Consider the following 23,737-nt stretch of genomic DNA (forward strand, 5'->3'; position numbering starts at 1 on the left):
AAATCCGGGCCTCTGAGAAAGGTAATTTTAGCGCCCCGAGACCGGGTAGTTGGGCGCTTCTTTGGTGATACTGACATCGTGTACATGGCTCTCGCCCATACCAGCCGAAGTCACCCTCACAAACTGGGGACGCGTTCTCATGGTTTCGATATCCACCGAACCGGTGTAGCCCATAGCGGCACGCACGCCACCCATCAGCTGGTGAACAATGGCGCTGAGTGGCCCCTTGTACGGGACTCGGCCCTCAATACCTTCCGGAACCAGCTTTTCCATACCCTGGCTTGAATCCTGGAAATATCGGTCGGAAGATCCCTGCGTTTTCGACATCGCGCCAAGCGAGCCCATACCACGATAAGATTTATAGGTTCGCCCCTGGTACAACTCGACTTCGCCTGGAGCCTCTTCGGTACCAGCAAACATAGACCCCATCATAATCGCGTGCGCACCGGCAACCAGCGCCTTGGCAATATCACCAGAAAAACGAATGCCGCCATCAGCGATCACCGGTACATTGGTGTCTTTCAGGGCTTCAACCACATTGGCAATCGCCGAAATCTGGGGAACACCCACGCCGGTAACAATCCGGGTTGTACAAATAGAACCAGGGCCAATGCCCACCTTCACGCCGTCAGCACCCGCTTCCACCAGGGCCAAAGCTGCTTCACCCGTCGCGATGTTACCGCCAATCACATCCACATGCGGATAATCGCGCTTAATTTTCGCAACCCGGTCCAACACATTTTTCGAATGACCATGAGCAGTATCGACCACCAATACATCGACCCCAGCTTCCACCAAAGCCGCGACCCGATCATCGGTATCAGGGCTCGTGCCCACCGAGGCACCCACGCGCAAACTTCCATCGGCGTCTTTGCAGGCATTCGGAAAGGTCTCTGCTTTGTTCATATCTTTAACCGTAATCAAACCACGCAGGTCGAAATTGTCATTAACAACCAGAACCTTTTCGATGCGGTTTTTATGCAGCAGCGCTTTTACTTCAGTAGGGTCTGCACCCTCTTTCACGGTCACCAGCTTTTCTTTCGGCGTCATGATGCTGGCAACAGTCGCGTCCAGGTTGGACTCGAAGCGCACATCGCGCCCGGTCACTATGCCTACGAGGTTGCCACTTTCCAGCACTGGCACCCCTGAAATTTTGTGCTTGCCAGTAAGCGCTATCAACTCATTAATTGTGGCAGAGGCCTCAATAGTGATAGGGTCTTTTACCACACCAGCTTCGAATTTTTTAACGGCACGCACCGCCTTGGCTTGCTGCTTTATGGACATGCTTTTATGGATGATCCCGATTCCACCCTCTTCCGCCAGAGCAATCGCCAACGATGCTTCTGTGACGGTGTCCATCGCAGCGGACACTAAAGGAATATTGAGCGAAATGTTTCGCGTAATCCGGGTTTTTAAGCTGACATCTTTCGCGGTAACAGCAGAGTACCCAGGTACCAATAAAACATCGTCAAACGTAAGTGCTTCTTGAGCGATTCTCAACATGAAACAACAACCTCAAGCGTAGTAGAAGAGCCATTTCTCATGGCTGAACCCGGATTCTTAAGCCCCACTGTGTCGCGGCTTTTATCTGGGCATCGAAATAAACCGGGCATTATAGAGTTTAGACAGACTTCGGTAAACAATTGAAATAACAACGACTTATTGTAAAGAGATGGTTTACAGCCAATACCGCAAGATTGAGAATGTCCGGCTGGCACGCAGCAGCGCGCTTAAACGTTTGACAGGAGATAGTGATGACAGATCCGCACAGCAATACACCCACGAGAGAAATCATTTCAGTTGCGGAGCTGAATCGTCGTGCGCGAAGCCTGCTTGAGCTGCACCTGCCACTTCTGTGGGTAGAAGGAGAAGTTTCAAACCTGAGCCGTCCGAGCTCTGGGCATTGGTATTTCACGCTCAAAGACGCCGCAGCCCAGGTGCGTTGCGCAATGTTTCGCAACCGCAACGCGCTGGTTCGATTCTCGCCAAAATCCGGTGACAAAGTTGTGGTGCGCGCCCGTACCAGCATCTATGAAGGCCGCGGCGACTACCAACTCATAATCGAACATATGGAGGATGCGGGCTTCGGTCTGCTGCAACGACAGTTCGAAGCTCTCAAGCAAAAGCTGGCAGGTGATGGCCTGTTCGCGCCGGAACACAAACGGCCTCTGCCGGTGCTCCCTCAGCATATCGCCGTGATTACATCTCCGAGTGGTGCCGCTATTCAGGATGTCCTGTCCGTATTAAAAAGGCGATTCCCGGCAACGATGGTTACGGTGCTGCCCGTCGCTGTGCAAGGAGAAGGGTCAGCCAAGCAAATCATTGATGCGCTTCGAACAGCAAATCAGAGCAATCACTTTGACGTAATCTTGCTGTGCCGTGGTGGCGGCTCCATCGAAGATTTATGGAGTTTTAACAGCGAAGCCCTGGCGCATGCAATATTCGACTCGAAACTGCCGGTCGTCAGTGCTGTCGGCCACGAGATCGACTTTACCATTGCTGATTTTGTGGCCGACGTGAGAGCGCCAACCCCGTCCGCAGCAGCAGAGTTGCTCAGCCCGGATCAAGCCGACTATCTGTCGTCGTTAGGTCACCTCGAACGCCGTTTTCAGCGCGCGATCAGCGCGCACATTGGTACGGCCAGACAGCAGTTACTTTCTCTCCAACGCCTGTTACGCCACCCGGGCCAGCAGCTACAAGCATGGAGCCAAAGGCTCGATCATTTAGAAATTCGGCTCCACAAAAGCTGGCAGAAGAAAATAGCGGCCGATAAAAAACAGCTGGAACACACACAACAACGGTTTCTCACCCAAACCCCTGCACTCAAACTCAGCCGCAGCAAACAGCAACTCACGAGTTCTGAGCAGCGACTGGAACAGGCGCTACGCCGCACCTTGAAAGATCAAAACGCGCGTATGCAGAAGGCCATGGCGCTGTTAAATATTGTTAGTCCACTGAACACTTTGGAACGAGGCTATTCGATAACCCGCAACGCGATCGGCGAAGTGGTCCGCAACAGCGATCACGTTAACGAAGGTGAAATGCTGAACATCACCCTGCACCAGGGAGCGCTGAACGCGCGAGTATTGAAAAGCTCAGGCACTGAGAGCCAGTAAGTAGTCGGATGCTTCGAGCACCGCGCCACGCAATGGCTGGCAGCGCCAGTCATCTTCGAGCAAATGGGGCGAGCTCATTAATTCGAGTAAAGTTATAGCGCGGCCAGGTGCAAGGTTTATCGCATTTATGCCCGCTGCGAAGTGGTCCATGGGGAAATTTTTTACCGCCGCAACGAATTGCGGTGCCCGGGTGACGAAAACGCGAATCAAGCCGTCACGAATATCAGAATTGTAGGCAATTTGACGCATTCCACCGACGCAAGAAAATCGATTAACAAACATTAATTGTGCGAAAACCAGAAAAACCCCGGGAATAATATGGCCGCGTTCCAGCAACTCAATAATCGTACGTGGCGTCAATTCAATTTCTATTTCACCAGCCAGCAGACGGTCCTTTTCAAGCTGCAAAATCGGCCGCATTTTTTGATTGTGCTGCAGCCAGAAAAAACAGGTCCCCGTCTCTCTTTGCCTGTCCCAACAGCCGCCCACCCCTTCCAGTACATCCAGCACTTCGCTGCGTACATCCGGATCGAACAGCACCGCGTGTATTAACGAATTCGAATCCCGCAGACTTTCCACCAACAACGGCAAGATAACATCGCTAATATTCAACTGAATCAGCGGATGGGCGGGAAATAATTGCGCCCACGCCAGATGATTGAGGACAGCACATTGCTCTCGGTAGTAGCCCTTTTCAAGGACCTTATCGGCCAAATAAAACTGCTCCACAAACTCGCATGTAAATTTGCCTAGCGGCGCCGGAATAGCACCTTTGCGTGTATCTTTGTGCAAATTTGACAACAATCCGGCTACAGCGGCCTTATCGAACCCTTCCATCTGGGAGACAAGTTTTTTCCGGCTGCTCTTGCCGAACAAGTTGTAGCTCGCCAGACCGTTGTCCGTCGGTAACAATAGCCCTCGCGGGAAAAACATATTGTCCATGGGAATCCAATCAGTCGCCAAAACCGGAATTCGCTGAGGCATGTCCGCACTTGCAACGGCAAGCAATAAAGTCTGCAGCGCAATGGGATGGAATAACGGTGCAGTGTGATGCACTGTTAAAAAGACGCGCTGAAATTCCAGTTGAGACGCAAGCTCAACTGAGTGCCCAAAATAGCGCTGCGCGACGGCTTCCAGGTGGTCAACTGCCGCCATCTGGCCTGCCGCGCTGGCCGGGTCCGGGTGATGTCGCCACAATGCCCCTGCGTAGCCACACAAAGATTCGTTCTCCCACTGGGTTAGATGGCGAGCTAACACAGGGTTGTTTGTATTCAGTCGCGCCAGGAATGACCGCCAATCCAACACCATAGACTCCCTTTAATGGCAAATTCTGGTTCGGTAAATGCCTTTACTTCCAACTCACTTGCAAACCATTAGGCATAACCTGCGTAAAGGCGGTGATCAGGCGCAAGCGTCAAATTTCACTGTACCCGAAAACCACGTGAGCGCCTGGCCGTAGATACGCACTTTCTCACCCAGCACAACGCAGGGAATTGGTCCGCCCCGCTCATTAACGGAATAACCCAATAACTCGTTTTTAGCGCACTTATCTCGCCACAGGGGTCCCAGGGCGCCATTCGCCGAGCCGCAAAAATAGTCCTCGTTTACGCCAATAGACGGCGCAAATACACGATAAACATAGTCGCTTGAACTACCTTTTGCCGTGACCAGGAGAGCACGGATTGAATTAACCAGAGGCACACTGAAATCCGGTTTGAGCGATCGCACGATATCCTCTGTCGAAAACTCCGCGATCACGTCATAAAAACTCCGATAGCACTGCAGTGGGCGCACGCCTAAAAATTTCACCACGCAGGGTACATCCACCACAGGCTTGCAAGGGAAGGCGGGAATCTCCAGCTCGAATCCCTTGTCGCGCACGCCAACCCGAACATTCATCGTGGCAAGCTGAAAATCGATATGGGGCTTGGTATGGCCGAGATATTCATAGACCACGTGAGACGCGGCAATCGTGCCATGACCGCATATTTCGACCGGATTAGTAGGGCCGTAGTGACGCAAGGTGTAAGTACCATCTAGTTCTGGCACAACAAAAGAGGTTATGGGCTGATTCATCTCGCGCGCAATCTGTTGCATATGCTGCGCGGAAGGCAACTCGGTTAACACACAAACTGCGGCTGGATTACCAGCAAAAGGCTGACTGGCAAATGCTTTAACAATAAAGAGGTTCTCAACACGACCCATTTTTAGACTCACAATCACCACAAGTGTGTCTCAACACAAACGCGCCTTGCGCCTAACGCCGTGTTAAACACCGCGCTCGCATCCTTTCTTCGTTCATTTTTACGGCAGCTATAACCTGCACATGAGTTGCCTGGACGCTTACACGCAAAATCAAGCGTCACACGGGAAGTCGTCGCTATAGCCACATGGCCCACCGAAGCATTCAACGAATGCAAAGCCAAAAATAGCGCCACTCCAATAAACATCCCGAAGGTTACTTAAATGTAGATGGCCGTTTCTTTTTTGCATTGTCTGCAACAATAATTTTTGAACCCGCGCTGCTTTTTTCTTCATAGCAAATCGACATGATTCGATGCTTGTCGCGCCACAACCCCTAGCCTTCGCAAAACTTGCAGGGAATTGCGCAGATGTTTAGACTAGCCGCTCGCTTTAAATGACTGTCGGGGTGCCAACATGACGTTGTCGGCTGAGAATATACCCGTACGACCTGATCAGGTTCGAACCTGCGTAGGCAACAATTATGACTGCTCCAACACACGACTTTTCTGTCTCCACTCGCCTGGAATCCGCGCCATTTAACATCGCAATCGCCGGCGGAGGTTTGCTTGGCAGACTTCTAAGCTGGAAGCTTTTGGAACTGGGCCACCAGGTAACGCTTTTTGAAGCCGGCAGTTTTGCGCTTCCGAAAGCTGCGGCTTATACCGCAGCGGGTATGATTTCTCCGTTCAACGAAGTGGCCGTATCGAACCGCCTGATATTTGATATCGGCATGCGCTCGGTCCGCCTCTGGGAAACCTGGCTCGGTGCCCTCCCACTCAGCTTAAGCACCATGTATCAGCGCCGAGGGTCTCTCGTAGTCTGCCACCCGCAGGACGCCAGCGAGCTGCATCAGCTGCATCAAGAACTCCAATTCCATCTCGGCGAGGACAACAGCGCGCGCTGGGTTAACAGTGACGACATCGGAAGTTTGGAGCCGGATTTAACGCAGTTCGAACAAGGTCTCTACCTTCCCTCAGAAGCGCATATCGACAACTGCGCGTTTATGGATGGCCTTCTCCACCACATTCAAAAAGCCGGTGCGATCCTGGTAGAAAATGCCCAGGTCGCGCTTAGCAGCAGCCCACAAATCAATGGCAAGCCGTTGACCGGATACGACCTGATATTTGATGTGCGCGGCTTTGGCGCGAAAGAAAGTAACCCGCAGGTACGCGGTGTGCGCGGCGAAGTACTTTGGGTGGAAACCCGCGAAGTGGCGTTCACCCGTCCGGTTCGGCTGCTCCACCCGCGCTACAAACTCTATGTCGTGCCCCGCGCGAACCACAGCTATATCCTCGGCGCGACCGAAATCGAGAGCGAGGATTTGACACCGGTGAGCATCCATTCTTGCCTTGAGCTAACCAGTGCACTCTATACCTTGAACCCGGCCTTTGCCGAGGCGCGTATCACCAAGTTAGATGTCAATCTCCGCCCAGGCCTTATGGACAACATGCCCCATATCGACACCACTATCTGTGGCGAAGTCCCTGTTATCGCTATAAATGGGCTCTACCGCCACGGCTATCTGCTCGCCCCCACGCTCGTTGAGCACGCTCTAGCCCAGTTAAATGAAGCTGCGCCAGCGCTGCCGTTCACAGCTCAACTGGTTAACTCGGTGAATCCTGATGTCTCACATGCACATGATTGAAATTAGTTTGAATGGTGAACTCATGCAGGTGCCCGCCGGCTCATTACACACGCTGATAGCCAACACCAATCCGCCGGGGCAACCGGTTGCGGCTGCAATTAATGGCGAATTTGTTCCCCGCAGCCAGCACCAGCAAACCCAACTGCAGGACGGAGACCTGGTTGATCTGGTCAGTCCGGTCGGCGGAGGCTAGGGCCTGCTGCGCACAACAATCCCCTACTCACCAGGCGCAAAACGAGACAAGCATGCAAGATTCTGCAATTTCCGAAGATGTGTTAACCCTGTACGGTAAAACTTTTTCCAGTCGCCTGCTGCTCGGCACCGCACTATATCCGTCGCCGCAGTCGATGCTGGACTCCGTCGCCGCATCACACTGCGAAATAGTCACGCTTGGTCTGCGCCGCCAAAACCCCAACATCAACGGCGGGCAAACCATCTGGCAGGCAATTCAACGCACAGGCTGCACTTTGCTGCCAAACACTGCCGGTTGTAAAAGCGCGAAAGAGGCAATCAACCTGGCGGAAATGAGCCGCGAAATGTTTGAGACCCCGTGGATTAAGCTCGAGGTTATCGGCGATGACTACACCCTTCAGCCAGACCCTTTCGAACTTGTGGAAGCGAGCCGCGAACTCGTTAAACGAGGTTTTAGTGTACTGCCCTATTGCACCGACGACCTGATACTCTGCCAGCGCCTCTTAGACGCAGGCTGTCAGGTTCTTATGCCCTGGGGCGCTCCGATTGGCACAGGGCAAGGTCTGCTCAACCGCTACAATCTGCGCTCGATTCGCGAGCGTTTGCCGGAAATACCAATGATCGTGGATGCAGGACTCGGCGCCCCATCGCACGCTGCGGAAGCTATGGAAATGGGATTTGATGGTATATTGTTGAACACCGCCGTTGCCAAAGCCCAGCAACCACCGCTGATGGCGAAAGCCTTTGCCAATGCAATCCGGGCTGGGCGCGACGCCTGGCACGCAGGATTAATGCAAAAACGCCAAACGGCAAGTGCCAGCACGCCGACCATTGGCCAACCATTCTGGCACCAGAAATAATGAACGAAACCGATCCAACCGATTTTTTTTACCTGCGCGAAGCCACTGTTTACAGGGGCGCAGAGCCCGCCCTCCACCAAATGAATCTGACCCTGCGTACTGGCCAACACACCGCCATACTCGGCCCCAATGGTGCGGGCAAATCGACGCTGTTGAAGGTGCTGACACGAGAATTACGGCCGCGCGTAACGCCAGAGATGCGCTGTGAAATATTCGGCAAAACGCTGTTCAATCTGTGGGATCTGCGGAAAAAAATTGGCGTCGTATCGCAAGATCTGCAAAACGATTACCGCAGCCTGGCGACCGGATTCGAAGTGGTGCTATCCGCCTATTTCGGTTCTGTTGGTCTGCATAGCCACCACACGGTAAGCGTTGAGCAAAAACAGCACGCAGAACGCATCATGGCGCAAATGGATATCGGCAATCTGGCGGCACTCCCCTATTTGCAGCTCTCTACCGGGCAGCAGCGTCGACTTCTTCTGGCAAGAGCACTTATTCACCAGCCAGAAGTCCTCGTGTTCGATGAACCGACTAGCGGGCTCGACATGAAAAGTGCGCTGCTGCTAGTTGCGCACATGCGCGCGTTGGCAAAAACCGGCGTTACCCTGGTCCTGGTGACGCATCATCTCAATGAAATTATTCCAGAAATTTCCCGAGTGGTGCTTCTAAACGAAGGGCGCGTGTACGCTGACGGCTCGACAGCCGAGGTGCTCACCAGCGACACCCTTAGCGACCTTTACCAAATGCCGCTGGATATCTTTCAGACAAACGGGTTTTATCAGGCAACGCCACGCAACGTCGTGTAAGCAGGTTATGCAAGGGCGAGGTAATAGGTAATTCCGGTGTATAACATTTTTACACTGATAAACATCAGAAACGCGGCCAATACTGTTGCCAGATGACGATCGGAGAGCTGCCTGCCGAACTTGGCACCAAACGGTGCTACCAGGTAGGTGCAAACAGAAATCAACGCCCACGCAGGCAAGCTGATCAACCCAATACTGTACGGAGGAGCACCTTCGGGTGATACCGAAAACAGTGCGATTAAAATAATCGATGGCAACGCGATAAATGCACCAAAACTCGCCGCCGTACCGACAGCCCGGTGAACAGAATAGCCCCCCATCACCAATAGTGGCGATCCCAACGCCCCTCCTCCTACGCCAGCCAGCGCGGAAATTACAGCCAGAAAAAAAACAGCTACGCGCAAAACCACAGGGGGTAATTTGGCAGAGCCCACGGCGTCCGTGGCACCTCTTCCCTTGCGCAACACTAACCAGGCGACGACGAGTAAGGTGCAACCAAACACCAGCGACAACCATTCCCCGGCAAAAAAACTGACCAACAAGGCACCCGCACACGCGCCCAGCACCAGGCTGGGAACCGCTAGCCGCACCACTTGCCAGTCGATATTGCCCAATCGGTTGTGTGCCCGCAAAGAGGAGATCGAAGTAGGCAAAATAGTTCCCAGCGAGGTCGCCACCGCCATCGCCAAAGCGTGACTCGCTTCCATACCGAGTGCCCCAAAAACAAAGTACAACGCAGGCACAATCACGATACCTCCACCAACACCGAACAACCCAGCGACAAAACCTGCGACTATCCCACTGCATGCGCAGACAAAGCTATACTCGAGCAATTCATTCACAATGTTGAAACTCCTGGATGGATCGAAAAAACGCAGCAAATAAGCGCACGGCACCGATGATGTTGCGCCGTTGGATACACGTTTTCATTTCTACTTCTCTAGGGCCTGTTAACACTAATTCAATTCGCTCTGCTGGAGCCTGTATTTTCAGGATGAAAGGCATTTTTGGCGTTGTTTAGCGGGCTAAACGAGCGAAAAATAACGCATCAGCCTGGAAATACAGGCCCAGCCCTGCGGGTTGCGGCTAAAATCCCGCTCTCAGCGTTGTTTATCGCTCATTTGGAACAACCACTAAAACGCCGGGAGCGTTTTAGCGTGTAACCCCGTAGGGGTGAGGCATAGGGATATGCCGAACAACCTGCACTCCAAACGTCGGGGTGCCGCATCACTTGACAGCGAAATTTTAGCCGCAACAGAATGAATCGAATTAGTGTTAACAGGCCCTAGCACGAATGAAAGCGGCGTTTGAAGCTTTTGAATTATTTATTACCAGAAACGCCTAATCAACAGCGACGCCTTATCACCCGCGGCTACTGCCTGAAGCCCGGTGCCTGGAATCTGGCAGCGCCTGGCTCGTTAACGCGCTAAGTTTTAATGAACTTCGCCGCGGCCACACCACCTAAGAAACATGTGTGTGATTACAAAAACCGCGCTTAACCTCGCAGGCAAAGACAAAAGTCGAAGCGCCAATGTGATGTAAGACGAGCTCTCAGGTGGATGTTTTTGTATTATTAATCGATTAAACAGCACGAGGAAATTTCGATGCCGACAATTCAAAAGAGTATTGCATTCGCGTTACTTATAAACCTGTTTACACCAATCGCGTGGTCACAAACAAGCTCCACTCCAGATACCTCAGAAGATGATGCGACTCAGCCGACCATGTACAAGTGTGAACTACAGGGGCTGACCCGCAAAGTGGAGATAGCCTACGAAGCCGCGCCATCCAAGGTCCCCTGCGCGGTCAATTACTACAAAAATGCAGACGCCCCAAATGAAGCCAGCGTGCTTTGGAGCGCACAAAACATGGAAGGGTACTGCGAAGAAAAAGCCGCCGAATTTGTCGAAAAATTACAGTCTTGGGGCTGGAGCTGCAGTTAACACGCGCGTCACGAGCTACCAGCTTTTAAGCTAGCGCTGATTTGTACGCGCTATTTCTTTTTCTTCACATGCTTCATAAGGCGGCGTTTTTTGGTTAACTGACGTTCAGTTAGCTTGTTTTTCCGCCCAGCGAAGGGATTATCCCCACTGCGATATTCAATTCGGACTGGTGTGCCGTGCAACTCCAACGCACGTCTGTACACCTTTTCCAGATAGCGCGTGTAATGGTTCGGCACCTCGCTGGTTTGGGTGCCGTGGATGACAATAATCGGAGGGTTATGCCCGCCAGCATGCGCGTAGCGCAATTTAATACGCCGGCCTCGTACCAGTGGCGGCTGATGCGCAGTGACAGCATCTTCCAGAATTCGGGTGAGAAAACTCGTGGAGTATTTCTCCGTCGCCGCCTGATAGGCCTTCTCAACCGACTTGTAAAGGTTACCCACGCCGGTGCCGTGCAACGCAGAAATAAAATGTAAATCGGCGTAATCCACAAAGCTCAAGCGGCGTTGTAGTTCAGTTTTAACATAGGATTTGTGATCGTCTTCCAGACCATCCCACTTATTGAGCGCAACCACCAGCGCCCTGCCACTTTCGATTGCGTGACCAAGAAGGTGTAGGTCCTGATCGACAATACCCTCGCTTGCATCCATTACTAGAATCACGACGTTCGCATCATTAATGGCCTGCAGCGTTTTGATGATGGAGAATTTCTCGACGGTTAATTTTACGTTTTTGCGCCGACGCACACCCGCTGTGTCGATCAGCGTATAGTGCTTTTCATCCCGCTCATAATCGATATAAATACTGTCTCGGGTCGTACCCGGCATATCGAACACCACCACACGCTCCTCCCCGAGCATACGATTCACAAGCGTCGACTTACCCACATTCGGGCGACCGATAATTGCCATTTTCAAGCGCCTCTCGGCGTCGGCTTCATCCGCTTCGCTTTCGACGGCAATATCAGCAAGCACCGTTGCCATCAATGTATTGACGCCGCGACCATGCGCTGCTGCCACCGAGTGGACTTCTCCCAGGCCCAACTCAAAGAAAGGCGCAATCGCGAGATCGTGATTTTGCCCATCCACTTTATTCGCCACCAGGAAAGTCGGCTTGTGCAAGGTGCGCAAGTGCTGTGCGATCTGGCTGTCTACGTGAGTTAATCCGTCCCGGCAATCCACCAAAAACAGAATGATGTCTGACTCGGCGATAGCTTGCAGCGACTGCTCGGCCATCACACTGTCGATACCCTCCTCATCACCGCTGATGCCGCCGGTATCAACAACAATAAAACGCTTGCCTTCAAATTCCGCATCGCCGTATTTTCGGTCGCGGGTCAAACCTGCGAAATTTGCGACAATGGCATCGCGCGTTTTTGTAAGTCGATTAAACAGCGTGGACTTTCCCACGTTAGGACGCCCGACCAAAGCAATGGTTGGAATCATGCGGAATCTCTTGGTATGAATGGAGGGAAATAAAACAGCGCCGCACCACAGGGCAGCGCTTTATAACAGTTTAGTTGGCCTTTTTAGGCGCGCGCTCCTTGAGCGCGTAAGCAGTCAAACGGCCATTATCGGCAAAGGTATATAGCATTTCGTTCGCATACAGCATCGGCGACCTGAAATCATCGCCTTTAGGTTTGAAGCGATAGGCAAACGCGCCATCAGACTTGTTCATCAAATGCAGGTAACCCTTTTTGTCGATCACAGCAATGTAGTCGCCAATCTCCTGCGGGCCACCAATATCGCGTCGCTTCAACTGGAAGTTTTCCCATTCGGGTTCTCCGGTAATGCTGTTGAACGCAATCACTTTAGAGTCTTCGGTAGATACAAAAACTTTACCGTCTGCCACCGCAATATTGTGTGCCGTCGAGGCCTCTTGCTGCCAGAGTGAACGACCTGCTGCGCGGCTCAGTGCCACAATATTGCCCTGGTAGCTCGCCGCATAGACATAACCGCTGTTCACGACTGGCGTGCCATCGATATCAACGATGCGTTCAAGCTCGGTTCGCCCCTGCGGTCGACTGACACGAACTTCCCACTGAGTTGACCCGTCAGACGTTGCCAGGCTCACTATTTGACCGCTGTCGAAACCGACGATCACCTGGGTGGGCGTCAGTACCGGCGCGGAAGTGCCACGCAAGGTCAAAATAGGTACTGTCTGGTCGTAGCGCCAACGCTGTTCGCCGGTTTTCGCATCCAACAAATAAACGCGACCATCAATGGTATTTACCGCGACAACTTCGCTGTTAGCGGCAGGTGCGGCAGCCACTTCACTGCTGAGCGCGACTTGCCACAACAACTCGCCATTTTCACTATCGACGGCATACACATAGCCATCGAACCCGCCAAAAAATACAGCTTCGTTGTTTACGGCAATACCACCGGCAATTTGCAAAGGCTGCGGTTTTTCTTGCCAGAACAGCAAACTGCTAAACAGCTTTGCGACCCAGGACTGCTGATCAACAAACGCATCTTCTGAGCCTTGCTGAGTCTTCAACGAGGTCTGCCACAACCGCTTGCCAGTCTGCGCATCCAGGGCTTCCACATCACCTTTTACGCCAACCGTGTAGATCTTGTTATTGCGGTCCAGTGCTGGCACCAGACGCGAATAGCGCTTATCGGTGCCGGAACCCGTGTCTCTACTCCACTGCTTTTTCAGCTTCGCCGTGGCTTCAAACTTCACCAAGTCGGCGGGCTTCATCGCAAGCTTTTTAGGGTCGTTGGAACTACAAGCGCCGAGCGCTACTACCGCAAGCACCAACAATAATCGTTTCAGCATTAAGCGTCTCCCTCGACACCGGCTGCAGGCACGCTATCTGATGTGCCCGGAACGGCCACTGCGTCCAGTTTCAGCTGGATCAAGCTGCGGCGATTAAATTCCGATGGCAACAAAGTATCCAGTGCCGCCTGGTACTCGGTGTTGGCCTCGGCGAGCTTACCTTGCGCGGAGTACACGTCGCCGCGGATTTCGGCAAACAACGCTTTGAACGATTGGCTGTCAGTTTGCGCAACCATACTGAGTGCAGCGGAATGATCACCTTTCGCGCTCATTACCCGGGCAAGGCGGGCTTTCGCAACCTGCTGGATCGCTTCGTCTGCGCCATTATCAACCACCGCCTGCAAACGTGCCGCAGCAGCGTCCAGTTGGCCGCCTTCTACCTGGATTTTTGCCAACAACAGGTTGGCCATATCGGCATACAAGGTACCACCATGTGCGTCGATGATAACGTTAGCAGACTCATCAATTGCGGCGCGCTGTTCTTCGCTGAGTGTTTCACCTGGCGCTACTTCAGCAGCCATCGCCAATTGCTGATAGAGGTCGGACGCCTGCTCGGCCTTACCCTGCTTGTGATCCTGCCAGCTATTCCAGCCAAGATATCCACCTAACGCAAGAATGATGGGCAGCACCACAGACACCCAGTTTTCATTCCACCAACGCTTGATTGCTTCAACCTGTTCTTCTTCAGATAGATGATCAGCCACCTTTCTACTCCTAAACGAATATTTGATTTATTTGTTGTTGTTGGATGGTTTGTTGCGGCTCATCTGAGCGCAGGTATTTCACAGTTACTTCTCCGGCGGACGCTTCGTCTTCCCCCAAAATGAGCACGACATCAGCCCCCGAACGTTCGGCTTTTTTCATCTGGCTCTTAAAACTTCCAGCGCCAGTATTCATTTGCACCCGCAGGTGCGGAGCTTGCTCACGTAATTGTTCAGTCAAGGCAAAGGCTTCTGGAATCACATTACCCAGAGCCAGCAGATAGACATCAGCTGCGCGAGAAATATCCTTTGGAAACGCATTCAGCTCCTGAACCAAGAGCACCAACCGCTCCAGCCCCATGGCAAACCCGACCGCAGGTGTGTTCTGACCGCCCAATTGTGCCACAAGACCGTCGTAACGCCCGCCCGCGCACACCGTACCCTGCGCCCCTAGGCGGTTAGTCACCCATTCAAAAACGGTGCGACTGTAATAGTCGAGGCCGCGTACCAGGCGAGTATTAACCGTAAACTTTACGCCAGCGGCCGTGAGATAGCGCTGTAGCAGCGCGAAGTGCTCGCGGGATTCGTCATCCAGAAAGTCTGCCAGGTCGGGGGCATCGGCAAGCAATGCCTGGGTATCGGCATCTTTACTGTCGAGAATACGCAAAGGATTGGTGGCGAGCCGACGCTGACTGTCTTCATCCAGTTTGGCTTCGTTAGCACTCAAAAAATCCACGAGCGCGGCGCGAAAATTGGCGCGTGCCTCATTGGTCCCCAGACTGTTAATCTGTAGCTCGACCGCATCATCAATGCCGAGGGTTTTCCACAGACGAGCAGTCATGATGAGCAATTCCGCGTCCGCATCTGCACTGGCGATACCGTAGGCTTCGACACCTATCTGGTGAAACTGGCGCAAGCGGCCTTTTTGTGGTTTCTCGTAGCGAAACATAGGCCCCATATACCAAAGCTTTTGCGCAATGGTGCCTCTGTTATACAGCAGCTGATGCTGTTCGCATGCGCGAACACAGCTAGCTGTGCCTTCCGGGCGCAGCGTCACACTCTCGTCGTTACGATCCAAAAATGTGTACATTTCCTTTTCAACGATATCAGTCACTTCACCGATTGATCGCTTAAAGAGTTCGGTGGCTTCCAGAATAGGGAAACGAATTTCCTGAAACCCGTATCCCTGAACCACATCAGTAATCGTTGCTTCCAGATACTGCCAATAGGGTGAATCTGCGGGGAGCAGATCATTCATGCCTTTTACGGCTTGCAGTTTTTTCAAGTTATAGCTCTCAACTCACACAGGCCAGCCGCGGAATAACCTGGCTGGCCCATTGTATTTTTCGTTTATTTCCGTTACGAACTGACAGTAAAACGCAGTGTTTTACGGTTGGACACGGGATTGATGTCTACAGGAGCACCGTTAAGCTCTATCGCCACAGCACGTGCGTTGCCCAACATCACACTAAACGGGCTCTCGCCAAAAAGCTGCAGATTATCCCCTTTCGTCTGAAGTTGCGCAAACACTACCTTGCCAGTGGCGTCGGTCACCTGTAACCAACAATCATCGTTAAACGTGAAGTTGAGACGATCCTGGCTGGGCGTGGCATCGGTGGAATCAGGGGTCACTTGTGACTCGGCCTCTAATGCAGGCTCCTGCGTCGCCACCACCGGAGCCAGATCAGCTTCTGGCAGATCCAGCAGCACAGGAATTTCCTGCACGCTGGTGTCGCCATCAAAATCGCCACGGTCTTCAGTATCTGCCGAATCTATCGGGGGCGCGCCCTTCTCGTCGTTCGGAAGTTCGCCAATATTCGATGCAGCCTCGACCGTCCCGGCTTCGTTATCGCCAGGCCCCACGTCTTCGATAAAGTAAACAGCAATTGCCCAGGCCGCGATCAGGAATACAACAACAGGAATAACCGGGAGCCGACGTTTCGTGCCGCTTTTTTTTGCGCGCGGTTTGGGCGCGGTGGCGTTGGCTGCGGTTTCCGTAAATGACTGTGCTGGTGCAACATTACTTCGCATTTGTTCCGGCAAAGCACCAACGAACTCGCTCGCATCAAGTTTCAACAAACTCGCATATTTGCGTACATAGCCATTGAGAAATGTTTTCGCACCTATCCGATCGTAGGTGTCGTCCTCAAGATCTTGGAGTTTCCACTCAGGAATCAACGTTTGCTCAGCGATTTTGCTAAGCGGCAAACCTGCTTCAAGCCGCACAATACGCAATGCAGCGCCAGGTTTACCCTCAGCCAGGCTTGCGCGATAGTCGGTAGTTCTCTCTTCCCCAGTCATGAATGCACTTCTTTCTCAAACTATTACTTTGTTTAATTGGACGCCGGCTATTGTCCCATGAGCCTTTTGTACTCCAAATATTCCTTTGAGTAAGGGTACAGATTTTTAAGGGCCAAAACGTAGCTGGCCTCTTTATCTTTGTTACCGAAAATGCGCTCTAATCGTATACCGAGCCACAAACTGCGCGGATTCTGCCGAGCAGAGCTGTCGAACTGCGCCAGAAACCGCGCTGCTTTGGTGTAGTCGCGGGAGGCAAACGCCATATCCGCAAGTTCCAACGCAGCTTCCGCCTGACGGGGATCAAGATTTAACGCATGTGCGAATGCGCCCTCGGCGCGCTCCTTGTTACCCAGCAGCAAAGCCATGCGGCCAACATTCACCAGGGCATCGGTACGCCGAGGATAATTGAAGTCCGACGACGCTGCCTCGAAATAGGTGTAGGCCTCTTCGTAGCGTTTTTGCTCTACTAAAAAGCGTGCGTAACTGAACTGAATGCTGGCAAGGGAAAAGTCCACACGGCTGCGCAGCGCCTTGTTAAACTTTTTATCCGCCTCTTCCGCTTCGCCATTCAGCTGGTGGATCATCGCCAACCCCAGATAACCCTCGGCAGATTTTGGGTCCATCTCCAGCGCTTTAGTAAACGAACGCTGCGCACCTTCGCGGTTGTTTTGCTGCAGGTAAGACATTCCTAGCTTTACGTTGGCTTCCACTGCCTGTTGCTTGTTCACTCTGCGCTCCGGGTTTTCCATCGTGGTAACACACCCGCCGAGGCACAGGATCAAAACGACATATGTCACCCTTTTAACCAGCGTCAGCACAGGTTGGCTGACACGGCTCACAAACAGGGAATTGCCAGGCATAGCCCAATATCTCCGCACTTTATTGTTGTTTATTGCACCATTTTCACAGGAATGATGTCGTTTCCTGTAGCGAGTAAAGCGGCCTGATCCAGCTTGTAACGCTGACTGCGCTTAGTCCTGTCGTTAACCTGACCTGCCAGCTGACCACAGGCTGCGTCAATGTCGTCGCCGCGCGTGGTGCGCACCGTTGCGGTATAACCCGCATCAATCAATATCTGCTGAAAACGGCGCAACGCGTTATTACTCACCTTTTTATAGTTAGATAACCCGAACGGGTTAAAAGGTATGAGGTTAATTTTAACCGGCACATCTTTCAACAGTTCGACCAATTCATGCGCGTGTTCTATGCGGTCGTTCACTTGATCGATTAATGTGTATTCGATGGTAATTTTACGGTGCGCATCCGGAAGCCCTTCAATATAGCGCTTGGCAGAAGCAAGCAATTGCGCAATCGGGTATTTTTTGTTGATCGGTACCAACTGGTTTCGCAGCTCATCGTTCGGCGCGTGCAGGGAAATTGCCAGGCATGCATCGGTGTATTTGCCCAGTCGATCCAGCTGCGGCACCACACCCGATGTACTCAACGTAACGCGACGCTTGGATATGCCGTAGCAGTTGTCATGCATCATCAGGTGCATTGCTTCAACGACGTTCTCGAAGTTGAGCAACGGCTCGCCCATGCCCATGAGTACCACGTTAGTGACTTTTCGGTCTCCTCGTGCCCCGCCCTCTTGGAGCTGGCCAAAGGATTTCGCCGCGATCCAGACTTGCCCGATGATTTCATCAGACGTGAGATCGCGGTTAAAACCTTGTTTGCCCGTTGCACAGAAGCTGCAATCCAGGGAGCAACCGACCTGAGACGACACACACAGGGTGCCGCGCTCACCATCCGGAATAAATACCGTTTCGATCGCGTTGCCGCCACCCACGCGTATAAGAAACTTGCGCGTGCCGTCGGTAGAGTCCCACTGCTCTATCACTTCAGGAATGCGCACTTCCGCGATGTCGGCTAAACGCTCACGGAGCGCCTTGCTGATATTGGTCATTTGCGCGAAATCGGTAACACCCAGCTGATGCACCCATTTCAACACCTGAGTTGCGCGAAACTTCTTCTCGCCCAGAGATTCAAAAAACGCTTCCAGACGCCCTTGAGACATACCGAGAAGGTTTACCTTGGCCGCATCGCCAACGATTTCAACAGCGTCAACTGCGCTCACATCTGAACTCACTAATCAATCAACCTCAAGTTAACGGGAGAAAATTTCCGCCGCATCAAAAAAGTACGCTATCTCCCTTGCTGCCGATTCAGTACTGTCGGAACCATGGACAGCATTTTCGCTCAGAGAATCCGCAAAATCTTTACGAATGGTACCTTCTGCAGCATTTTCCGGATTGGTGGCACCCATAATTTCACGGTTGAGTGCCACGGCATTTTCACCTTCCAGCACCTGAATAAGAACCGGCCCGCTGGTCATAAACTCCACCAGCTCTCCAAAAAACGGTCGCGCTTTGTGCTCCTCGTAGAAGCCACCGGCACGGTCATCGTCTAATTGAGTCATTTTAGCGGCCACAATCTTCAGGCCGGCTTTCTCAAAACGACTATAAATATCACCAATCACGTTTTTCTTTACAGCATTCGGCTTAACAATCGACAATGTTTTTTCAATAGCCATCAACAATATACTCCTTGCTCTGGTCCATATTCTTTGGGGGTTAGCGCTGCGGATCGGGCGGCACGCCTAAGCGGCCCCATACCGTTGCGCATGCAAATCGCAAAACAGGCGATTATACGTGGATTGCGATCAAAAAAGCAGCCAACGTGCCAAGTATCTTTCGCGATACATTTTTCTTCTTGAGTGAACCCAGGGTATATGGCTAGAGTCTCATCTTCTAAACCCAACACAGTGCCAGCCCATTTATGCCATACATCGCAGGACGCCTCCTCAAAATCACCTTAGCTATCATTGCCTTTGTCCTCCTTTGTGCATTAGCACTTGCCCTATTCCTGCTTAGCAGCAACGCAAATTTTTTAAAACCAAAGCTGGAGAAAGCTCTGGCGGAGCAAGGGGTTTTCACCGAAATTCTTGGCGACCTCAACTGGTCTGTGTACCCCGTAGCCGGGGTAAAATCCGGCGAAATCCAGCTCTTTCCTTCCGCAGCACGTGTAGATACCGAAAAACTCGCCAGCATCGACAGCTTTAATCTGCAGCTCGATCTCCTAGCGCTTATCAGAGAGCGAGAATTACGCATCAATGCCGTCTTTGTTCAACACCCTAAAGTGGACCTCCATATTGGCAAAAACGGCGAGAGTAACTGGCAACCAGTACTCGATGCTTTCGCTCGCGACTCAGACACAGACACAGACACAGAGGGTGGTGAACCTGCCAAGCGTGCGCCAGCGGAGCCAGAAAAGGCCAGCGACAACTCGAACGCAAGCGATACTCAAATCGCAATAGAACGGATTAAGATCAGCGACTTCGAGCTCAGCTATACCAACGCTGTCAACAACAGCAACATTAAGTTGCGACAAACCGATGTACAGCTTGATGCGGTCAACCTCAATGGCCAGCCAATGCAAATTGCACTTAACAGCGAGCTGACATTTGCGCCCTATCCACCGATTCGAATCGGGTTTGAATCGACAATCACACAAACTGGCGCGGGCGCGATTACGTTTGCGTCCACGCGCCTATCTGCTATGGCTACAGAAGAAGCGGATGCGCGTATAAACGGAAATATTTCGGTGGTTACATCACCAGCACTAAAGGCAGAAGCAACCATACAACTCGACGAGCTGAACCCAGCCGCCTGGTTGAAATGGATGGAAGTGGCGCTTCCTGAGATGAGCAACTCCAGCGCGCTCACCAAATTCGCAGCCAATGCCAACATCCAATACCGGGGCGACCAGTTAGAGGTTGCGGTTCTATCCGCAACTCTGGACAAAACCAAGCTGGATGCAAAAGGCACTGTATCCTTGCAACCCGAGCTTCCGCCTAAGCTGCAACTTACGCTGGCGGTCGATCAACTGAATCTCGACCATTATTTACCCCCAGTCCCGCAGCCAGATGAGATCGCCCCAACACCACCAGCGAATGCAGCACCGGAATCCGCAGATAACTCGCCGCTCAACCTGGACGCACTAAACAGCATCATTGGGGTTCTCAATCTACGCACGCAAAAAGTGACATTTCTTGAGCAGAATCTCACCAATTTAGACAGCGAGTTAACATTGAAACCTGGAGTTACGACTGTCACCGTGAAAAAAGGCTCTCTATATGAGGGAACCCTCTCCGGCACCGCCAAACTGAAACACGCGAACACGAACAACCAGTTGACGTCGGAGTTTTCGATGAGCGGTTTGGACGTAGGTTTGGCACTTTCATCGCTAGGCCTATACGACCAATTGAAAGGCACGATGAACATCCAGATAAATGGCGAAACGCAAGGTGGAAGCGCCGCGGCACTCACCGAGGGCTTTAGCGCACACCTGACCGCTCAGTCGGAACTGATGAAGTTTGAAGCGGTAAACCTGGAACAAGTGTACTGTGATGCGATAAGTAAGCTGGATAACAGCAGAACCGATAAAACCTGGGAGCCCTATACCAGCATTTCGGCTTTAACAGCAAATATCGATTACACGAGCGCAGGTATTACTATAAACAGTCTCGCCGCCAGGGTGCAGGGAATCCAAACGGACGCAATGGGCACATTCAACCCCACAACCAAGAACTTTGTTATTCCAGCCAATTTGGCATTTGCCGATTTTACCGCTGCACAAAAATCCTGCCCACTGCTGAATGCAAAATGGCGCAGCCAGCGTATTCCGGTTATCTGCGAGGGTTCGCTGGACACCATTGGCAAAGATGTTTGTAAACTTGATTTCAAACGTCTGAGCGACAAATGGGAAGACAAATTTAAAACAGAAACCAAAAAGGCGAGCGATAAGGTCGAGGAACGCTACAAGGAGTCGCGCGAAGACGCAAAAGACAAAGTCGACGAGCGTGCAAAAGACTTGCTGGAAAATCTGGTAGGAGAAGAGAAGTCGAAAGAATTGGGCGATAAGCTTGAAGACGGTTTTAAAAACTTATTAAAACGTAAAAAAAGTGAGAAATAAACGATACCTCAACGTAAACCCTTTAGCATTATGACCGAACAATTGAACAATGCCATTTACGTCAAGATACAGTTAGTTTTTACCGACATTGCGGCACAAAACCCATAGAGGAGCCCCCAAAATGAAACTCACCACCATTGCCGGACTGGCGTTTGTTGTCGCCAGCCTAAGCAACACCGCGTCAGCAGTAGAATCCTGCCCTGCTTTTCTCAATCAGGACATGAAGCGCCTGCACAGTAGCGAAACCGTGAACCTGTGCTCGCTATACAAAGAGAAACCCTTGTTGTTGGTGAATACCGCCAGCCATTGCGGCTATACCAAGCAATTCAAAGGGCTGGAAGCGCTTTACAAAAAATATAAAGACGATGGCTTTGAAATCGTCGGTTTCGCCTCCGATGACTTTAAGCAAGCCGCGAAAAGTGAGGAAGAAGCAGCGACGGTCTGTTACAAAAATTACGGCGTTACCTTCACCATGCTCGCGCCCACACATGTGCGCGGAAAAGATGCCAACCCAGTGTTTGCACACCTGAATTCAGAGACGGAAAAGCCTGGCTGGAACTTTAACAAGTATCTGGTTTCCGCCGATGGGAAAACCGTTAAACACTACGGTAGCAGTACCAAGCCAATGGATTCAGCGCTAGAAAAAGACCTGAAGAAAATGCTGAAGTGAGAATCGGACGGTGCCGCCTAAGGCGGCACTTGACGTGTAGTTTCAAAGGGGGCAGCCAATGATCTCCCCAAACAACACGGCTGAAATATTTTCGTGTAGTGCAAAGCGCGTTACGCAGCAAGCGCGCGAATTTTTTCTACCATCGCCCGCAGCCCATTGCCCCGTGTCGGGCTCAAATGCCGCATCAGACCCAATTGATCGAAATACTGTTCAATATCGAACGCCGCAATATCATCTGGGGTTTTGCCATTGTAGGCAGCCAAAATAACGCCAAGCAAACCCTTCACAATAAATGCGTCGCTATCAACTTCAAACCAGAAACGATTATCAACTTGAATGTGCTCAATCCAAACCTGGCTCTGACACCCTTTCACCAAATTTGCCTCTGACCGCTTGCTCTCATCCATTGCAGGCAACTCTTTGCCCAGGTCGATAATATATTTATAGCGATCTTCCCAGCCATCAAAAAAACTGAGCGTATCGATAATATCATCGCTAGAGATGGTGTTGCCAAACGGGTTCTCTGCCGCACTACTCATGAATACAAACTCATCCAAATCGCTTTATTAGAAAAACAGGCCCGTTTCCAGCTGCGCCTCTTCAGACATCATCTCGCGCTGCCATGGGGGATCAAACACCAGATTGACTTTTACTTGCTCGACATTCGGCACCATGGCAACCCGATATTCAACATCCCCTACCAACACCGGCCCCATTCCGCAGGCTGGTGCGGTGAGCGTCATGTCGATATCAACCCGCTTCGCATCCTGGTCTATATCCACGCGATAAATTAAACCGAGACTGCGCAGGTTAACCGGAATTTCCGGGTCGTACACTGTTTCCAGCGCCTGCCACACCTGGTCAGCCACAATAGCCTCGGATGGCGGTGCGGCAAAAGTCAGCTCGAATTTCTCCAGCCCAAGCGCGTCGGCATCGGTGCCATCTACTCGCAGCATATTGCCCTGGTATACCACCGTATAATTGCCGCCAAGCGCTTGAGTAATGGTTATAAACTGGTGGGCGGGGATCATGACTTTTTCGCCCACCGGCACCAATCTTGCGGGACACTCCCGCAATGTGGTTACCATGCGTTGTTCAGACATAGAAACGTATTTCCAAAATATCGCGCGCTAACAGCACAGGACTATTAAACGCTAAAACTTTCACCGCAACCGCAGGCATCTTTGACATTGGGGTTATTCAATACCAGGTTGCGATTGAGCCCTTCTTTAACATAATCAATCTGTGTACCCTGAATCCCGCTCAGGTGAGAGCCATCGATAAAAAGCGACACACCGTTCGACAATTGCACGCGCAAATCGCTGCCATCGCCTTCGTTAACTTCATCGATCACATACTTGAATCCGGTGCAGCCAGCCTCTTTCAGGCTTATGCGAATACCGGTTTTGCCACTCTTTTGCAGCCGCATATGAAAATGTTCTGCGGCGGCGGGTGTCACGGATACAGTGTCGGCAATACTGAATGTTTCGACTGTCATCGCTGC

General features: G+C 51.9%; 22 protein-coding genes, 1 pseudogene and 1 riboswitch. Of the genes and pseudogenes, 8 read left to right on the forward strand and 15 right to left on the reverse strand.

The window, feature by feature from the left end:
• Nucleotides 1-27 precede the first annotated feature (27 nt).
• Nucleotides 28-1,503 carry an IMP dehydrogenase gene (gene guaB, locus TERTU_RS11560; RefSeq protein WP_015817258.1) on the reverse strand — a complete coding sequence of 492 codons (1,476 nt, stop codon included), beginning with the start codon at nucleotides 1,501-1,503 and terminating at the stop codon, nucleotides 28-30.
• Between the two features lie 251 nt (nucleotides 1,504-1,754).
• Between guaB and xseA the strand changes: the two genes are divergently transcribed.
• Nucleotides 1,755-3,116: an exodeoxyribonuclease VII large subunit gene (gene xseA / locus TERTU_RS11565; RefSeq protein WP_015817618.1), complete on the forward strand. Its 1,362-nt coding sequence runs from the start codon at nucleotides 1,755-1,757 to the stop codon at nucleotides 3,114-3,116.
• On the opposite strand, the gene TERTU_RS11570 is transcribed toward xseA, so the two are convergent.
• Both TERTU_RS11570 and TERTU_RS11575 read right to left on the reverse strand, forming a co-directional pair.
• The gene (locus TERTU_RS11570) at nucleotides 3,096-4,424 is read right to left on the reverse strand and encodes a hypothetical protein (RefSeq protein WP_015817247.1); all 1,329 of its coding nucleotides are present in this window, start codon (nucleotides 4,422-4,424) and stop codon (nucleotides 3,096-3,098) included. The two genes, xseA and TERTU_RS11570, sit on opposite strands and share 21 nt — an antisense overlap.
• 93 nt (nucleotides 4,425-4,517) lie before the next feature.
• A complete protein-coding gene (locus TERTU_RS11575; RefSeq protein WP_015818095.1) occupies nucleotides 4,518-5,321 on the reverse strand; it encodes a PhzF family phenazine biosynthesis protein in 804 nt (267 codons plus the stop codon).
• Nucleotides 5,322-5,752: 431 nt separating this feature from the next.
• A riboswitch (TPP riboswitch) is annotated at nucleotides 5,753-5,852 on the forward strand.
• Between TERTU_RS11575 and TERTU_RS11580 the strand changes: the two genes are divergently transcribed.
• From TERTU_RS11580 to TERTU_RS11595, 4 genes and pseudogenes are all read left to right on the forward strand, one after another.
• Complete coding sequence (locus TERTU_RS11580) at nucleotides 5,842-7,005, forward strand: FAD-dependent oxidoreductase (RefSeq protein ID WP_015817172.1); 1,164 nt, start codon at nucleotides 5,842-5,844, stop codon at nucleotides 7,003-7,005. Its footprint overlaps the riboswitch before it by 11 nt.
• Nucleotides 6,983-7,198 carry a sulfur carrier protein ThiS gene (thiS, locus tag TERTU_RS11585; protein WP_015818608.1) on the forward strand — a complete coding sequence of 72 codons (216 nt, stop codon included), beginning with the start codon at nucleotides 6,983-6,985 and terminating at the stop codon, nucleotides 7,196-7,198. Before TERTU_RS11580 ends, thiS begins: the two co-directional genes overlap by 23 nt.
• A gap of 52 nt (nucleotides 7,199-7,250) precedes the next feature.
• The gene (locus TERTU_RS11590; RefSeq protein WP_015818745.1) at nucleotides 7,251-8,057 is read left to right on the forward strand and encodes a thiazole synthase; all 807 of its coding nucleotides are present in this window, start codon (nucleotides 7,251-7,253) and stop codon (nucleotides 8,055-8,057) included.
• A gap of 83 nt (nucleotides 8,058-8,140) precedes the next feature.
• Nucleotides 8,141-8,863: pseudogene (locus TERTU_RS11595) on the forward strand (ABC transporter ATP-binding protein); the annotation flags it as partial.
• Nucleotides 8,864-8,868: 5 nt separating this feature from the next.
• Here TERTU_RS11595 and TERTU_RS11600 read toward each other — a convergent pair.
• Nucleotides 8,869-9,705, reverse strand: coding sequence for a sulfite exporter TauE/SafE family protein (locus TERTU_RS11600; protein WP_015819646.1), 837 nt, complete (start codon nucleotides 9,703-9,705; stop codon nucleotides 8,869-8,871).
• A gap of 762 nt (nucleotides 9,706-10,467) precedes the next feature.
• Here TERTU_RS11600 and TERTU_RS11605 point away from each other — a divergent pair.
• Nucleotides 10,468-10,806 carry a hypothetical protein gene (locus TERTU_RS11605; RefSeq protein WP_015817333.1) on the forward strand — a complete coding sequence of 113 codons (339 nt, stop codon included), beginning with the start codon at nucleotides 10,468-10,470 and terminating at the stop codon, nucleotides 10,804-10,806.
• A 50-nt stretch (nucleotides 10,807-10,856) separates the two neighbouring features.
• Here TERTU_RS11605 and der read toward each other — a convergent pair whose 3' ends face one another.
• From der to ndk, 8 genes are all read right to left on the reverse strand, one after another.
• Nucleotides 10,857-12,251, reverse strand: a complete 1,395-nt coding sequence (der, locus tag TERTU_RS11610; RefSeq protein WP_015818040.1) for a ribosome biogenesis GTPase Der — start codon at nucleotides 12,249-12,251, stop codon at nucleotides 10,857-10,859.
• Between the two features lie 70 nt (nucleotides 12,252-12,321).
• Complete coding sequence (bamB, locus tag TERTU_RS11615) at nucleotides 12,322-13,587, reverse strand: outer membrane protein assembly factor BamB (RefSeq protein WP_015820227.1); 1,266 nt, start codon at nucleotides 13,585-13,587, stop codon at nucleotides 12,322-12,324.
• A complete protein-coding gene (locus TERTU_RS11620) occupies nucleotides 13,587-14,291 on the reverse strand; it encodes a YfgM family protein (RefSeq protein ID WP_015820036.1) in 705 nt (234 codons plus the stop codon). The genes bamB and TERTU_RS11620 overlap by 1 nt, the downstream gene beginning before the upstream one ends.
• A 10-nt stretch (nucleotides 14,292-14,301) precedes the next feature.
• Entirely contained in the window at nucleotides 14,302-15,573 is a 1,272-nt protein-coding gene (gene hisS, locus TERTU_RS11625; RefSeq protein WP_015817245.1) for a histidine--tRNA ligase, read from the reverse strand.
• Nucleotides 15,574-15,647: 74 nt separating this feature from the next.
• On the reverse strand, nucleotides 15,648-16,589 hold the full coding sequence (locus TERTU_RS11630) for a RodZ domain-containing protein (protein ID WP_012779317.1): 942 nt from the start codon (nucleotides 16,587-16,589) through the stop codon (nucleotides 15,648-15,650).
• 47 nt (nucleotides 16,590-16,636) lie between these two features.
• Entirely contained in the window at nucleotides 16,637-17,449 is an 813-nt protein-coding gene (gene pilW, locus TERTU_RS11635) for a type IV pilus biogenesis/stability protein PilW (protein WP_015818185.1), read from the reverse strand.
• Between the two features lie 29 nt (nucleotides 17,450-17,478).
• A complete protein-coding gene (rlmN, locus tag TERTU_RS11640) occupies nucleotides 17,479-18,678 on the reverse strand; it encodes a dual-specificity RNA methyltransferase RlmN (protein ID WP_015818760.1) in 1,200 nt (399 codons plus the stop codon).
• Between the two features lie 18 nt (nucleotides 18,679-18,696).
• A complete protein-coding gene (ndk, locus tag TERTU_RS11645) occupies nucleotides 18,697-19,122 on the reverse strand; it encodes a nucleoside-diphosphate kinase (protein WP_015819002.1) in 426 nt (141 codons plus the stop codon).
• 245 nt (nucleotides 19,123-19,367) lie between these two features.
• Here ndk and TERTU_RS11650 point away from each other — a divergent pair, with 245 nt between their 5' ends.
• On the forward strand, nucleotides 19,368-21,563 hold the full coding sequence (locus TERTU_RS11650; protein ID WP_015819533.1) for an AsmA family protein: 2,196 nt from the start codon (nucleotides 19,368-19,370) through the stop codon (nucleotides 21,561-21,563).
• Nucleotides 21,564-21,684: 121 nt separating this feature from the next.
• Nucleotides 21,685-22,233: a glutathione peroxidase gene (locus tag TERTU_RS11655; RefSeq protein WP_015819917.1), complete on the forward strand. Its 549-nt coding sequence runs from the start codon at nucleotides 21,685-21,687 to the stop codon at nucleotides 22,231-22,233.
• A gap of 110 nt (nucleotides 22,234-22,343) precedes the next feature.
• Here the strand turns inward: TERTU_RS11655 and TERTU_RS11660 are convergent, their stop codons facing one another.
• From TERTU_RS11660 to TERTU_RS11670, 3 genes are read right to left on the reverse strand one after another with little or no spacing between them, the layout of a single operon-like run.
• Nucleotides 22,344-22,772, reverse strand: a complete 429-nt coding sequence (locus TERTU_RS11660; protein WP_015820493.1) for a SufE family protein — start codon at nucleotides 22,770-22,772, stop codon at nucleotides 22,344-22,346.
• 27 nt (nucleotides 22,773-22,799) lie between these two features.
• Nucleotides 22,800-23,336 carry a putative Fe-S cluster assembly protein SufT gene (sufT, locus tag TERTU_RS11665; RefSeq protein ID WP_018015465.1) on the reverse strand — a complete coding sequence of 179 codons (537 nt, stop codon included), beginning with the start codon at nucleotides 23,334-23,336 and terminating at the stop codon, nucleotides 22,800-22,802.
• Between the two features lie 44 nt (nucleotides 23,337-23,380).
• Nucleotides 23,381-23,731 (reverse strand): HesB/IscA family protein, encoded by a 351-nt coding sequence (locus TERTU_RS11670; RefSeq protein ID WP_015817039.1) that lies wholly within the window; start codon nucleotides 23,729-23,731, stop codon nucleotides 23,381-23,383.
• Nucleotides 23,732-23,737: the final 6 nt, after the last annotated feature.

The sequence above is a fragment of the Teredinibacter turnerae T7901 genome, assembly GCF_000023025.1.
Classification (GTDB): domain Bacteria; phylum Pseudomonadota; class Gammaproteobacteria; order Pseudomonadales; family Cellvibrionaceae; genus Teredinibacter; species Teredinibacter turnerae_B.

What these genes read in the sequence shown, in the direction of transcription:
- TERTU_RS11660 (WP_015820493.1), bottom strand. Translation starts at nt 22,772, where the DNA reads ATGAGTAGTGCGGCAGAGAACCCGTTTGGCAACACCATCTCTAGCGAT.
- TERTU_RS11670 (WP_015817039.1), bottom strand. Translation starts at nt 23,731, where the DNA reads ATGACAGTCGAAACATTCAGTATTGCCGACACTGTATCCGTGACACCC.
- sufT (WP_018015465.1), bottom strand. Translation starts at nt 23,336, where the DNA reads ATGTCTGAACAACGCATGGTAACCACATTGCGGGAGTGTCCCGCAAGA.
- TERTU_RS11575 (WP_015818095.1), bottom strand. Translation starts at nt 5,321, where the DNA reads ATGGGTCGTGTTGAGAACCTCTTTATTGTTAAAGCATTTGCCAGTCAG.
- TERTU_RS11570 (WP_015817247.1), bottom strand. Translation starts at nt 4,424, where the DNA reads ATGGTGTTGGATTGGCGGTCATTCCTGGCGCGACTGAATACAAACAAC.
- TERTU_RS11590 (WP_015818745.1), top strand. Translation starts at nt 7,251, where the DNA reads ATGCAAGATTCTGCAATTTCCGAAGATGTGTTAACCCTGTACGGTAAA.
- guaB (WP_015817258.1), bottom strand. Translation starts at nt 1,503, where the DNA reads ATGTTGAGAATCGCTCAAGAAGCACTTACGTTTGACGATGTTTTATTG.
- bamB (WP_015820227.1), bottom strand. Translation starts at nt 13,587, where the DNA reads ATGCTGAAACGATTATTGTTGGTGCTTGCGGTAGTAGCGCTCGGCGCT.
- TERTU_RS11650 (WP_015819533.1), top strand. Translation starts at nt 19,368, where the DNA reads ATGCCATACATCGCAGGACGCCTCCTCAAAATCACCTTAGCTATCATT.
- TERTU_RS11605 (WP_015817333.1), top strand. Translation starts at nt 10,468, where the DNA reads ATGCCGACAATTCAAAAGAGTATTGCATTCGCGTTACTTATAAACCTG.
- thiS (WP_015818608.1), top strand. Translation starts at nt 6,983, where the DNA reads ATGTCTCACATGCACATGATTGAAATTAGTTTGAATGGTGAACTCATG.
- xseA (WP_015817618.1), top strand. Translation starts at nt 1,755, where the DNA reads ATGACAGATCCGCACAGCAATACACCCACGAGAGAAATCATTTCAGTT.
- TERTU_RS11655 (WP_015819917.1), top strand. Translation starts at nt 21,685, where the DNA reads ATGAAACTCACCACCATTGCCGGACTGGCGTTTGTTGTCGCCAGCCTA.
- TERTU_RS11580 (WP_015817172.1), top strand. Translation starts at nt 5,842, where the DNA reads ATGACTGCTCCAACACACGACTTTTCTGTCTCCACTCGCCTGGAATCC.
- pilW (WP_015818185.1), bottom strand. Translation starts at nt 17,449, where the DNA reads ATGCCTGGCAATTCCCTGTTTGTGAGCCGTGTCAGCCAACCTGTGCTG.
- TERTU_RS11630 (WP_012779317.1), bottom strand. Translation starts at nt 16,589, where the DNA reads ATGACTGGGGAAGAGAGAACTACCGACTATCGCGCAAGCCTGGCTGAG.
- der (WP_015818040.1), bottom strand. Translation starts at nt 12,251, where the DNA reads ATGATTCCAACCATTGCTTTGGTCGGGCGTCCTAACGTGGGAAAGTCC.
- ndk (WP_015819002.1), bottom strand. Translation starts at nt 19,122, where the DNA reads ATGGCTATTGAAAAAACATTGTCGATTGTTAAGCCGAATGCTGTAAAG.